Origin of the sequence: [Collinsella] massiliensis, assembly GCF_002161605.1 — a bacterium.
Taxonomy (GTDB): Bacteria; Actinomycetota; Coriobacteriia; order Coriobacteriales; family Coriobacteriaceae; genus Enorma.
In genome coordinates this window covers 121434-135302 of the sequence record NZ_NFIE01000002.1, presented here as the reverse complement: position 1 = coordinate 135302, position 13869 = coordinate 121434, and the positions used below count along the sequence as shown (strand labels likewise).

Below are 13869 nucleotides of genomic sequence, written 5' to 3'. Positions count from 1 at the left end.
GGGTGCCCCCTACTAAAAATGCTTATCCCCCTTACTGTTTGCGCTCGTCAGAGGCTCAAAATCGCGGAAAAAAAAATGACTTCAAATTTACGCTCGATACTTGTTGAAACTTTTTCATCCGTAGGCGGCAGGGTTTCGCCCTCACGCGGCGCTCGGCGGCTGGCGCGTGGCTGGCATGCGGCGCGCGGCGGACGGCGGTCAGCGCTCGGCCGGAGTGCGCCAGACGCTCGCTCGGCGGTCGGCACGCGCCCAGCGCTCTTCATGCACAAACCCGTCAACTTTCACCACGAAGTCGCCCTCGCGGACGGCCTCATGCATAGAGTTGTCAACTTTACACACGAAGGCGCGCACGGCGGTCGGCGGCGGGCAGGGGACGGCGCTCACCTCACCCGCGGCACGCGCCTCTCCGCGGTACCTACACGGTCAGCGTCGCTGCGGGAATCACATATACGCCGTCGGGACGGCGGTATGCGAGATCGCCCCGTCCGACGACGACCGCGAGGAACGCCGGCTCCGCGTTCCGCGCGCGGGGATTCTGGAGCACCTTATCGCGCAGGCGCAGCAGGCTTCGCGCGGCCTCCTCCACCTTCGCGTCGCTCAGCTTGATCTCGATGCCCGCCCAGTTGCCGTCGACTTCCACGATCGCGTCGACCTCGAGCCCCTTATCATCCCGATAGTATGAGACCCCATTCCCGAACCCCGGCAGCGTGTGGGCCATCGCGTTCAAGTCGCGCATCATCAGCGTCTCAAAGAGATTGCCCAGCGTCTGCGTGTCTTTCAGCAGGCGCTGCGGCGTCGCCCGCAGCAATGGCGCGGCGAGCGACGGATCCGCGAAATACCGCTTAGGCTTTACCCTGACGCGCGCCTTCGCACGAAGCGGAGGCTCCCAACCGGGCACTTCATCAATCAAGAACATGCGCTTGAACGCATCGAGATAGCGCTCGACCGTACTCGTCGCGACGGCGGCTTCATCCCCCTCGCCGCTCGCATCGCGCCGAAGAGTTTGGATCGTCGTTGCTTGGCCGAGGTGTATCGCCAAGGCTTTCAGCAGCTTCTCCGCCACCGACGGATTGAGCTCCATGGCCGGAATGCTCACATCGAGCGTGTTTTCAATATATGAACCGGCAATTTCTGCCGCCGCCTCGTCCGAGCGCTTGAGGTTCGCGGGCCAACCGCCGCGGCAGCACCAACGCGCAACCTCTACGCGATGCGTTTTACACCCTGCGCGCGAGTGATAGAAAGGTGTCAGTCACTTTTTTATCACCGTCACTCAACATTTCGCCCATCACTCAAGCGTCACTCAGACATCACTCAGATTCACACTCAGATTCTGAGTGAAATCTGAGTGTGAGTCTGAGTGATGCATTGGTGTCAGTCACCTTGTTATCACCCGCGGCCATCGACCTCACTTCTTGATTTATTGCTTCAGGTAATGAGGCCAGAAATGATGTTAATGTGCCTCTACCTGCAGTTTTATTGACCTCACTTATAACCTTAAAGTGAGGTTATAAATTTGAGGGCGGCGCCTATCGCACGCTTCGCCTTATCTCCTGGAATTGCATATTCTCGGAGACAAGGCGGCCGTTCGACCGCCTTACTGACTGGATTTGCATATTCTGGGAGACAAGCGGCGCCCTCGATGGCCAGGTGATAAAAAGGTGACTGACACCATTTTATCACCGCGCGCGCCCCGGCACCCCGGCACTCCGCCCCCTACTCCGTGCGCAGGGCGGTCACGGGGTCCTTCTTCGCGGCCATGCGGCTCGGCGCCAACCCGGCCAGGAACGAGAGCCCCACCGAGATGAGCACGAGCACCACGCCCGCGCCCAGGGGCACCGCCGCGAGGTTCTCCACACCGGCCACCTGGTAGATGATCGCGTTCACGGGGATGTCCAGCAGCACCGTCACCACGATGCCCAGCACGCCGCTCACGAGCCCGATGATGAACGTCTCGGCCGTGAAGATGCGGCTCACGTCCTTCTTGCTCGCACCGATGGCGCGCAGGATGCCGATCTCCTTCGTGCGCTCGAGCACGCTGATGTAGGTGATGATGCCGATCATGATGGAACTCACCACGAGCGAGATGGCCACGAACGCGATGAGGATGTACGTGAGCGCGTTCACGATGGTCGTCACGCTCGACATGAGCATGCCCACGATGTCCGTGTACTGGATCTCCGTGCCCTCGCCGTCCTGCCGGATCTGCTCGTTGTAGTCGTCGATGAGCTGGTCGATCTCTTCCTTCGCCTCGAAGTCCACCGGGTAGATGCTGATGCTCGACGGGTCGTCCAGGCTCGCCTTGCCCAGAATCTCGAGGTTGCCCTCGTACGTGGCGTTATCGGTCTGCGCGGCCATCTGCTCGGAGAACGCCGCGGCGATGTCCTCGTCGCTCATGCCGTCCGCGCGCAGGCCGTCGATGTACTCCGTGAGCTGCGTGGCCTGGTCGCTCGGCATCTGGCCGATCATGAGCTCGATGGCGTCCATGGAGAGGCTCACCGTGTTCTCCTCGAACGGCAGGCCCGTGAAGATGTCCGTGCCGGGCGTGGCCTCCTGCGCCTGCACCGCGGGGCTCGCGTCCTCCTCCTCGATGAGGTGCTCCACGAGCTCGGGCGTGTAGAGCACCGCGCCCCAGTTGCTGCCGCTCGAATTGTCCTCGCTCGGCCGCACGATGCCCACCACCTTGAGCTCGTCGGCCGCGTTCACGGCCTCGGTCATGTACGCCGTGTCGTCGCTCATGTCCGCCCAGGTGCCGTCGGCCTGCTCGGCGTACTTCTCGCTCTCGGGCAGCAGCTTGAACGTGAGGTCCATGAGCTCGTCGTAGGTGTAGGTGGTGGTGTCCGCCGCCTCAACCTTCTCGCCCGCGATCACATCCGCCATCATGCCGCGCAGCTCGCTTTGGTCCATGAGGCCCAGTGCGTAGAGCGTGTAGTCCGAGATGCGGTCGTTCTTGTCGACGTAGATCACCACCTCGTTCCACGCCTCGGGCATGCGGCCGGCCACCACGTCGTAGTCGCGCTCCCAGGTGTCGCGGTTCGGCAGCAGCTCCGTCCACACGTCGTAGGCCGTGCCACTCCCGCCCGACATGCTCGACATCATCTCGGTCTGGGTGTCGCCCATCGCGATGCCGAGCGACTCGAGCACCGTCGCGGGGTTCACCTGCTCCACGCCCTTGGACGTGTCGGATTTATAGACGTTGATGGGCGTGGCGTAGGTGTACTCGATGGCGGTGGTGAGTTCGTCGATGTCGCCGGGGTTCGTGTCGAGCCAGGCCTTGATGGCCTCCATGTCGTTTTCGGTCGCGCCGTTAGCCAGGCCGGACACCATGTCGGTCACGAGGTCCTTCGACTCCACCGCGCCGGACTCGTTCGCCGAGCTCAGCTCGTCGCTCGTGCCCATCATCGAGGTCATCATGCTCGCCATGTCCATGCTCGTGGCGTTGATGGTGAGCGGGTAGCTGCCCATCGTGGATTCCTCGGTGTCCTTGATGTAGTTCTGCGTGCCGTCCGAGAGCGACAGGATGAGTGCGATGCCGATGATGCCGATCGACCCGGCGAAGGCCGTGAGGAACGTGCGGCCCTTCTTGGTCATGAGGTTGTTGAACGAGAGGCTGAGCGCCGAGAGGAAGCTCATGGAGCGCTTGCCCTTGCGCGCGTCGGCCACCGCGTGCTCCTGGATCTGCTCCTGGGTGAGGCGCTCGCGCGCGGGGTCCACCGGGTCGGAGTCGCTCGTGATGAGGCCGTCCTTGATGCGCACGATGCGGTCGGAGTATTCCTCCGCGAGCTGCGGGTTGTGCGTGACCATGATGACGAGGCGGTCGCGGCTGAGCTCCTTCAGGATCTCCATGACCTCGACGGAGGTGTCGGTGTCGAGCGCGCCCGTGGGCTCGTCGGCCAGGACGATCTCCGGGTCGTTCACGATGGCGCGGGCGATGGCCACGCGCTGCATCTGGCCGCCGGAGAGCTGGTTGGGGCGCTTCTTCAGGTGGTCGCCCAGGCCCACGCGGCGCAGGGCCTCCTCCGCGCGGCGACGGCGCTCGGCCTTGGGCGTGCCGGAGAGGAGGAGGGCCATCTCGACGTTCGCGAGCACCGTCTGGTGCGGGATGAGGTTGTAGCTTTGGAAGACGAAGCCCACGCTGTGGTTGCGGTACGTGTCCCAGTCGCGGTCGCGGTAGCTCTTGGTGGAGCGCCCGTTGATGACGAGGTCGCCGCGGGTGTACTGGTCGAGGCCGCCGATGATGTTGAGCAGCGTGGTCTTGCCGCAGCCGGACTGGCCGAGGATGCTCACGAACTCGCGGTCGCGGAACGTGACGGAGATGCCCTTGAGCGCATGGACGACGTTCTCGCCCGACGCGTAGTCCTTCGTGATGCCTTTGAGCTCGAGCACGGCGCTGCCTTTCTTCGATGTTGCTTGCCCTATGGTACCCATTTCGGGGGCTGTGCGGGTGCGGGAGCGCGGGGTGGGTGCGGCGGGCGGCGGGTGCGGGCGGCGGGTGCGGGCGGGGCGCCGGTGTGAGAAAATGGCGTGGTGATAATTTGGTGTCAGTCACCTTTTTATCACGCGCCCGCGCATGATAAAAAGGTGACTGACACCAAATTATCACCGCGCTGACGTATCACCTCGCGGATAAGGAACGCCCATGTCGAAGCGGACGCGCTTGGAAAAGGACAACGCCGGCCCCTGCCCCATCATGCGCGCATGCGGCGGCTGCGCGTGGCTGGGTGTGCCGTACAAAAAGCAGCTCAAGCGCAAGCAGGCGGCGATGGAGGAGCTGTTCCGGCCGCTTCTCGACCGCTTCGGCTGGGACGTGGAGATCGACCCCATCCGCGGCATGGGCGGCACCTCTGCGACCGAGGGCAAGCTCGCCTCGCCCCGCGCATTTCGCTACAAGGCGACGACCCCCTTCGCGCCGCTGCCGAACGGGCGCATCGCCTGCGGGTTCTACGCCGCGGGGACGCACCGGATCGTGCCCGCCGCGGACTGCGCCGTCGAGGCACCCGGCGCGCGGCGCATCCTGAACGAGGTCGCGCGCGTGGCCGAGAGCCTGGGCATGCGCGCCTACGACGAGGACACTCACCGCGGCCTGCTGCGCCACGCCGTGGTGCGCCTGGGCTGGCGCACGGACGAGGGCGTGCTCACCGTTGTGACGACCAACCGAGACCTGCCGCGCGAGCAGGAGTTCGCGCGCGAGCTCCTCGCCCTGAGCCCGCGCATCACCTGCGTGGCGCAGAACGTGAACCCGCGCCCCGGCAACGCCATCCTGGGGCCGGAGACGCGCGTGCTCGTCGGCGAGCCGTGCATGCACGATGAGCTGCTGGGATGCACGTTCGCCATCTCGCCCACGTCGTTCTACCAGACGAACCCCCAGCAGACCGAGGTGCTCTACCAGCTGGCGATCGAGGGCATGGCGCTCCGGCCGAACGACATCCTCGTGGACGCCTACTGCGGGAGCGGCACGATCGGCCTGTGCGCGGCGCATGCGACGGCCCAGAGCGGCACGCCAGTGCACCTGCTGGGTATCGAGCAGAACGAATCGGGCGTGGCGGATGCGCGGCTCAACGCGCGGCTCAACGGCCTTACGCCGGAGCAGGCGACCTTCGTGGCTGCGGACGCCACCGCCTACCTGCGGAAAGCCGCCGTCGAGGGCGCGCGCTACGACGTGGTGGCGCTCGACCCGCCGCGCGCCGGCTCCACGCCCGCCTTCCTCGAAGCCGCGATGGCCACGGAGCCGCGGCGCATCGTCTACATCAGCTGCAACCCCGTGACGCAGGCGCGCGACCTCGAGGTGCTCGGAACGGGCGGCTACCGGCTGCTGCGCCTCACGCCCGTGGACATGTTCCCGCACACGGAGCACGTCGAGACCGTTGCCGTCCTCGCTCGCGCGTAATGGGTTGATTGGGGACGCGTTCCAACCAACCCATTTTTGCGCCGGATTCCCAAAGTGAGCGAAACGAACGGTTTATACGGGGGTGTCCAAGTAGCCGGGAAATCGGCAACCTCGCTACCTGCGATTTTGTTGGCGCGTGACCCCTTGCTACTTGCGGGGGTGCCGATAAACCGCTCGTTTCGCGCAGTTTGGGTTTGCAAGCCATCCCCGGCGCGAAAAAACCGCCCGATACCGAGGCGCCAACCTGTTCGAGAGACCTCAACGCTCCGGAAAATGGGTTGAAAGGAACACGTCCCCAACCAACCCATGTAAAAATACCCCTGGGGTAAATTTACATGCCCTCCCCCTGCGCGTCGCGCCGCGCGCGCCAGTGGTAGTAGCCGCCCTCGGACACGCCGAGCGCCTCGCACGCGGCCGTGAGCGAGAGGTCGTCCATGCGCCCGCGCAGCTCCTCGATGAGCTCGAACCGCCGCGCCTTGGGCACCACGCGGCCCTCACGCGCACGCGCCAGCTCCACGAGCCCCTCGAGCGCCGCCGCCCGGCTCCGCAGGATGCGATTCTCCACCGCCAGGTCGCGCTTGGCCGGCGGCGTGGGCGTCTCGCGCTGCGGAACGGAGTGGCGCCAGCGCGCCACGCAGCGCTCGATGCGCTTCGCCCCGATCAGCGCCGGGTCGAGCCCCTCCGACCGGAAGATCTCCGCGGGGGACTCGCCCGCGTAGTAGCGGTCCATGCACGACGCGCGAAACTGCGGCGCATAGGTGATCGTGTTCTCACTCACCGACGAAACCGCAGGCAGCGATGCCAGATAGGCCTGCTCCTGTGGCGTGAACGCGCGCGACACCTCGTTCATCCTCCCATCCATACAGCGAGGGCCCCGGGCGGTGCACCCAGGGCCCTCGCTCAGTGTTCAGGCGTTGCTAGCGCTTGCGGCGGCGCATGACCGCGCCGGCCGTCACCGCGCCCGCGCCCGCGATCGCCACGAGAGCCGTCGCGCCGAGCAGGAAGCCGCCCGTCCCGACGAGCGCGTCGCCGCTACCCGAACCGTCACCCGTGCCGGGGACGGTGGTCGACGTGCTCGTGTTCACGAAGTGCGAGCCGTCCGCGCCGAAGGTCACGTATGCCGTGAGGTAACCCTCGCCGCTGTCGGTCACGCTCACGTGGATGGTGCGCGTGGCGTCCTCGTCGTAGGTGATGCCCTCCTGGCCGTCGTTAACCTCGGTGATGGTGTAGTCGTACTCGCCCACCTTGTCGAAGGTCACGGTACCGAAGCTCACCGAGCCGTCAGCCAGGTTGGTGACCTTGGTGCTCTCGGGCATCGGCGCGCCCTCGGAGCCCGTGAGCTCAAAGGTGAACTGCCCGTCGGCGAGCGTGCCGTTCTTGAGCTCCTTGCTCGCGCCGAGCACGATCGTGGTGCCCGTGGCCTTGTAGCTGTTGGTGAACGTCATGGCGTCCGCCGGCTTGGAGATGTCGGTCGGATCCGTGTAGGTCACCGTGGCTTCGAGCGCGTGCGTGTCGGCGTTCTCGGTCACCTCGACCGTCACGGTGTAGACCGTGCTGTCGTAGGTGATGCCGCCCAGGCCGGTGTTGATCTCGCTCACCGCATAGGTGTACGTGCCCGCCTTGTCGAAGGTGATGTCGTCGAAGACGAAGTTGCCGTTCTCGTCGTTGGTGGTGCGGCTGACCACCTGGTCGTTCTGCAGCAGCAGGAACTCGAACTCGCCGGCCTTCATGGCGCGGTCGTTGCCCTCGGCCACGTCGAGCACCTTGGTGCCCTCGATCTTGGCGGAGCCGTTGGGACCGACCACCACGGGCGTGGGCTCGTAGGTGTTGGTGAAGGTGATGTCGGCGTTCTGCACGTCAGCCGAGGCGGCGAGCCCGCGGCCGTCGTTGGACGCGGTCACGGTCACCGTCACGGTGTAGGCCGCGTCGGAGTGCGTCACGCGCGCATCATCCGTACCGCCCGTACCCGGCTGGCCGTCGGCACCGAGCTCGTACACCGTGTAGGTGTGCGTGCCGGCCTCGTTGTAGGTGATCGGGTCGAACTGGAACGTCGCGGTGTTATCCGTGGCCGCACCGTTGGTCACACGGTCGACCTCGTTGCCCTCCTCGTCCACGAGGACGAAGGTGTAGGCGCCCTCGGTGAGCGACGCGCCCTGGTAGCCGTTGGTCTCCAGCACCTTGGTGCCGCCGATGGTGTACTCGGTCTGGCCATCGTTGTAGATGTTCTCGAAGTTCAGGGCTGTGCCGTCAACGGCCGTGCCGTCGGCATTGGTGATGGACTGATCCGTCACCGTGAGCTTGCCGTCCTGGTCCTCGATGGTGTAGGAGAGCGTGTAGACCGCGTCGCTGTAGGTGACGCCGTCCTCGTTCCCGGACACCTCGCGCACCTCATAGGTGTAGGTGCCGGGCTCGGAGAAGGTCAGCGTGCCGAAGTCGAAGCTGCCGTCAGCCTGCACGTCCACCGTGGAGCCGTTGCTCGGCTCGGGCGCGGTCACGCCGGTGGGCACAACGATGTTCTTCATCGTGAACTGGAAGTCACCGTCCGCGATCGCGCCGTAGTCGCCATGCTCGTTCGTCACGGTCTTGGTGCCCGAGAAGCCCGTCGACGCATCGTCGGGGGTCGGGTCGACCGTCACGTCCTCGGGATCGTACGTGTTGGCGAACACGATCGAGTCAACCACGGTACCGTCGGCAGAGTCGCCCTCGTGTACGGTCATCTCGGCGGTCAGCGCCCCCGTATCGGGGTGGTCGGTCACGTTGTACACCACCGTAAACGTGCTGTCGTCATACGTCACGCCGGTCTGGTTGCCCGCGACCTCGCTCACGGTGTAGGTGTAGGTGCCCGGCTCGGCGAAGCGGAAGGTACCGAAGTTGATGGCGCCGTCCACGTCGTTGGTGACGGTGTAGGTGCCGTCGCCCGCGGCCTGCGCGTTGCTCGGCATGGGCGCCGTCACGCCGTCAGGGGCGGAGACCGCCTTGATCTGGAAGGTGAAGAGGTCGGGCGAGATACCCTGCGACAGGCCGTTGACGGTCTTGGTCGCCGTCAGACCGGCGAGCGCGGCGTCCGGGTTGTAGACGTTCACGAACGCGCTGGAACCGGTCTGGGTAGTCACCACGGGCGCGCCCACCTCGAGCTTGCCGTCCTGCGTGTTGTCTTCCACCACGACGCGGTAGGTCACCGAGGTGCCGCTCATGTTGGACACGTGCTCCTCGTTAATGTCGCCCTCGGTCACCGTGAACTCATAGGTGCCCGTCTGGGTGAACTTGATAGCGCCGAAGCTGAACGGCACCGCGACGCCCTCGGTGGCGTTGCCCTCGCCCGCGGCCTTGACCGCGTCAGCGTAGCTAACCGTCACCTCGGTGGTCGCGGGCAGCTCGAAGCCCGCCGTCTCGTCGGCGCCCGGGGTCACGTTCTTGCCCGAGAGCGTGAACGTGAAGGTGTCGCCGTCCACCCAGTCGCGGCCGGTGAGCTCCTTGGTGAGCTTGATGGCGCCCGAGCCGTCGAGCGGCAGGTCGCCGCTGGCGCCGTAGGTGTTCGTGAAGGAAACCGTGGCGTTCGCGGGGTTGACCGTCACGTTCATGTCGTTGTCGACCTTGACCTCGATGGTCTTCGTATCGGTGTCATAGATCCAACCGTCACCGGTGCCGGTCGTCGACTCCTCCACGTTGAAGGTGTAGGTGCCCGGCTTGGTGAAGGTGATCTTGTCGAAGCTCGCGGTCTGCGTGAGCTTGTTGTCGGCATTGAAGGCGCCGTCGATCGTGGCGGTCATGCCGTCGAAGGCGGTCAGCGCGCCATCGTCGCCGGTCTCGAACACGGCGCCGTCGATGTTGTTACCCTCGCCATCCTTGGCGCTCGCCAGCGTGAGGTCGAACGCGAAGTCCTTATCGGTGTCCACGTTCACGGTCTTCTGGACCTTGAGCGCGGTGTCCGCGCCGTCGCCGCCGATCGTGGCGACCTTGATGGCGTTGTCGAAGGTAACCGTAGGCGTGGCGTCCGTGGCGACCGGGTCGCCGCCGTCGATGCGCACCTCGACCGAGAGCGCGGCCGCGGTGTCAGCGCTCACCGTGTACGTGACGGTGTGCGTGGCGGTGTCGTACACGTAGCCGTCCGCAGCGGGGTTGGGCACGACCTCGGAGACCTCGTAGGTGAAGGTCTTGCCGCGATCGGCCGCCGTGAAGGTGAGGTCGTTCGTGAGCGGGTTGGAGCTGCCCGACCACACGTACGCGTTGTCGCCCGTGCCCTGCGTGAGCGCGGCGCTGTCGGCCGTGAGCTCGGTCTCGTCGTCCGTCAGGCCCAGCTTGGCGGCCGCGTCGGCGGCGGTGGGCTGGTTGTCGCCCTCGGTGGCGACGGCCTTGATGGTGAACTGGTAGGCGCCCGCTTCGGCGTTCACCAGGCCGGCGGTCTCGGCGCTCGCATGCAGGTTCTTGGTGATCTGCAGCGCGTCGGCGGCGGAGACGGTCAGGTCGGCCGTGTTGGTGAAGATGAGCTCGTCGGTGCCCTCGGCCACCACGTTCGCCTCGAGCGTGCCGTTCTCGTCGGTCACCAAGACGGTCACGTGCTTCGTGGACGCGTCCTTGGACACGCCGGCCACGTCGCTGTCGTTCTCGGTGATGATGAACTTGTAGGTGCCCTCGCTCTTGAAGATGATGTCACCGAAGGCGGCGGTCTTGGGGTCGCCCTGCGTTTCGTTGCTCACCACGACGGTGCCGTCGTCGGCGTTGTCGGGCAGCACCACGGTGCCGTCCTCGACGGCCTTCACCGTGGTATCGTCATCCGGATCGGCCGCCAGCGTGAAGCTGAACGAGTCGCCGTCCTGCCACTCGCGGCCCACGAGGTTCTTGGTCACCACGAGGTTCTCGGCACCGTCGAGGGTGGCGTCCTCGGGGATGGTCCTGTTTGTCACGTGGATGGTCACGTTACCGGTGAAGAGCGCATTGAGGTTGGTGTCGCCCAGATCCTGCTTGTCCGTGTCTGCGGCGCCGTCGTGCTCAAGGCACTGCGTCACATCCAGGCGCGACCAACCGGCCTGAGCGGTGTAGCTGTCGACGCCCTCCGTCGTACCAACGTAGATGAGCTCGTTATCGCCCTCGTCGTTGTAGTGGTAGTGGATGGGATCCGTATCGGCGACGTTCTGCCAATCGGCGTCCGCGGAGTAGCTCGCGGTGGACTGGGGCTGCGCCTGGACATCGTGCAGCGTCGCGTCGACCTTATCGCCCGCGGCAAAGCCCTTCATGCTGTACACGAGGCGCCCGATGCCCGTCTCCACGGTCACGTTGTCCGTATCGGTGCCAGCGTTGACGTGCACGCCCTCGTCGTCCACGACGATCTGGATAGGCTCGGTCTCGTCAACGTAGCCGTCGGGCGCGGTCTCCTCGAGCACATAGCTGCCCTTGGCGAGAATCTGCTCATCCGTGCTGGAGTAGACCTGCAGCGTGCCGTTCTCGTCGGTGGTCATGGTGCTGAGCGCGGTACCGTCGTCCGCCTGGCCGTCCTGGTTCTCATCGGCGTAGAGCGCGAACTGCACGCCCTCAATCGGATTCTTCGTCTCGGCGTCGGTCTTGACCAGCGAGAGCTCGTTCTTGATGTTGGGGATGTTCAGCATCACCGAGAAGACGCGGTCGAAGCTCGTGCCCGTAGTTCCATTGCCGCTCGGATCGAGTTCGTCAACCGTGCTCGCGTCGGTAAGCGCATCCAGCGAATCCGCGTTCGTCCAGTAATACTTCACTGAGTACTTGGCGGGGTCGTTGTTGTCGTTTGCGCCGAACGTATTGATGACGTACTCGTACGTCGTGATGTCGCCCGGCAGGTTGTCGATCTCGACCTGATACGCGCCGCCGGATCCCACGGTAAACGCGTTCTGGTTCGCCTTGGCGGCTGCGATGATTGCAGCCTTGTCGTTAGTCGTGGCAACGTTCCAGCCTGTGAACGCATCGCCCGAGACCGGGTACCACTCGCCATCCGCGCCCTTCTGCATCACCACGGCGAAGACGGTTCCTTTGTCGACATCATGGGTTCCACCACCGTCGACGGCAAGCGTATCCGGCGCGGTGACGGTCACCCGCGCCTGGGAGTACGCGCCCGTCGCCCACTGGTTGCTGGCAAGCAGCATGCCCGCGCCCTTGGACGCATCGTTCTGCTGCGCATTCGAGAAACGCATCTCGACCGTACCGGCGTTGCGGTATCCCGCCGGGACGCTGTCCGCGTCCTCCTGCAGGATCCACCAGCGACTGATGTTGCCGAGCTGTTCCAGCGTGTAGGGACGATCCTGGCCGGAAGCCTCATCCGTGTAGGAGAAGACGAGCTCGCCCGTCGCCCAGTCGGTCGTCGCGTTGATAGTCTGCGCGTTGGCAAGGGGCTGATAGCTCTCGTCGGTCGGCGTGAGAACGAACTGCACGTTTCCGAGAGGATCGTTGTCCTGCGAGATCTTCTTGACGCCCGACTCGGGGATGGTCTCAAGGTTGTACTTGAGCGACATGTTGGAGGCGGAGTTGCCGCGCTCGAGGTAGAAGAAGTTCAGCGTGTGGTAGGAGCCGTCGGAGAAGGTGTTGTCATTGAAGCCGGTGGGGCTCTGCGTGTTGTACGCATCCTCAAAGCACGCGCGAATCGTCGTGTGCTGATACAGCGTGTCAGTCCGAGCGTTATCGTACTCGTTGTTGCCGTTCCCGTCGCCGTACACGTACACATCGCCCGTGGCGAAGTTAATCTCGAGCGACGTAGCACCGTGGATGCCGCCGAGGTCGCCCACGAGCACGCCGTCGATATAGACCCACACATCATCATCGCCGGAGAAGTTGTAGGTGACCGGCTTGTTCTCATTGCCGTCGATCAGGCCGCCCTCCGACTGGATGAAGCGGGTGGACATCGTCATACCGAAGTAATGGTTGAGCACCGAATTGTCAGCATCAGTGATTTTGTTTTGCAGTCCGTTGCGCCCCTCGTTGAACACCTGCTCCGCCGTGTTGAACGGGAAGAACTGGCCTTCCTCGACCGCGGGTTTATCGTACAGCGTGAAGCTGTTGGTCGCCGCATCGAACGATGCGAAGTTATCCTTGCAGTTGTAGTAGTAATAGCCGTCGGAATCGACCTGGAGCAGGCCGCTCACGTTGGGGTACGCCGCCTTGCCGTCAACCGGCTCGCCGTTGAAGAGGTACGCGAGGGACTGATTCCTTGTACCGCCCTTCGCGCCCGAGAGGGTCGGGTATCCGTCGGTGAGCGTGTTGTTCACAAGGCCCTGGTTGGGTTGTGAACCACCGGTGTAGCCGTTGATCCTTCCCGTTCCCCCGTCGGACACGTTACCACCGGACTGGCGGAACTTCAGGCTATGGCCATCGTTGATGCCAGCATTGTTTGCGCCATACGGATCCGAGTTGTCCGCACCATTCTGCGTGGTCAACCAGTAGTCGAACAGGTTGATCGTCGTGCCGTTGGGCGTCACGCCTGGCACAGTGTAGTCGGCCAAAGCGGCCTGTGCGAGTACCGGCACCGCCACGAGAACGGCGACCGCTACGAACGCCGCGGCGATAAAGCCCCTCAGCTTGCGAGTGACCCCCCCCCGTGGCGTTTTTCCGGACGCATGCGCGGGACGCGCGTTCCTGGTTTGTCTCATCATGGCGACTCCTCAACTCCTGCGTTTAAGCTGCGTTGTCTCGAACTCGTCAACGGCGCCCGGCCCCCGTGGGGTCGAAACGCCGCGGCCGACGGGCGGCCAACAATCATTCACGCTGCATTATCGGGCAGTGCAGATAGCAAAAATGCCCAGCTCAGAACTATTGGCGGGGGGTATGTTTTTGTGCTCTAGCCGCCCAGGATGAGCGCAACCCCCCGTCGGCGGATTTGTGATTCATGCCGGATTTTTCGGCGTCACCTTTGCCAATGCCGCGCGGGCGAACGGCCGCACGAGGGGGTGCCCCCTCAATGCGGGGTTACATCCGTCGCGACAGATTCATAAAAACTACATACTTATGTTTCGGCGGCGCCTCGCATG

The 13869-nt window shown here is 64.6% G+C and carries 5 protein-coding genes; 1 reads left to right on the top strand and 4 read right to left on the bottom strand.

The features are described from left to right. Positions 1-415: 415 nt before the first annotated feature. Both B5G02_RS01360 and B5G02_RS01355 read right to left on the bottom strand, forming a co-directional pair. Positions 416-1081, bottom strand: a complete 666-nt coding sequence (locus B5G02_RS01360; protein ID WP_094334884.1) for an ATP-binding protein — start codon at positions 1079-1081, stop codon at positions 416-418. Positions 1082-1713: 632 nt separating this feature from the next. Next, the gene (locus B5G02_RS01355; protein ID WP_094334883.1) at positions 1714-4383 is read right to left on the bottom strand and encodes an ABC transporter ATP-binding protein/permease; all 2670 of its coding nucleotides are present in this window, start codon (positions 4381-4383) and stop codon (positions 1714-1716) included. A gap of 253 nt (positions 4384-4636) precedes the next feature. On the opposite strand from B5G02_RS01355, the gene rlmD reads away from it, so the two are divergent. After that, complete coding sequence (gene rlmD / locus B5G02_RS01350; RefSeq protein ID WP_094334882.1) at positions 4637-5884, top strand: 23S rRNA (uracil(1939)-C(5))-methyltransferase RlmD; 1248 nt, start codon at positions 4637-4639, stop codon at positions 5882-5884. Positions 5885-6215: 331 nt separating this feature from the next. Here rlmD and B5G02_RS01345 read toward each other — a convergent pair whose 3' ends face one another. Both B5G02_RS01345 and B5G02_RS01340 read right to left on the bottom strand, forming a co-directional pair. Beyond that, positions 6216-6734, bottom strand: a complete 519-nt coding sequence (locus tag B5G02_RS01345) for an HTH domain-containing protein (protein ID WP_094334881.1) — start codon at positions 6732-6734, stop codon at positions 6216-6218. A 67-nt stretch (positions 6735-6801) separates the two neighbouring features. After that, a complete protein-coding gene (locus tag B5G02_RS01340) occupies positions 6802-13320 on the bottom strand; it encodes a Spy0128 family protein (protein WP_162609741.1) in 6519 nt (2172 codons plus the stop codon). Positions 13321-13869 lie beyond the last annotated feature (549 nt).

Excerpts from the sequence above, each read along its gene's own strand:
- B5G02_RS01360 (WP_094334884.1), bottom strand. The coding sequence starts at position 1,081 with ATGGAGCTCAATCCGTCGGTGGCGGAGAAGCTGCTGAAAGCCTTGGCG.
- rlmD (WP_094334882.1), top strand. The coding sequence starts at position 4,637 with ATGTCGAAGCGGACGCGCTTGGAAAAGGACAACGCCGGCCCCTGCCCC.
- B5G02_RS01345 (WP_094334881.1), bottom strand. The coding sequence starts at position 6,734 with ATGAACGAGGTGTCGCGCGCGTTCACGCCACAGGAGCAGGCCTATCTG.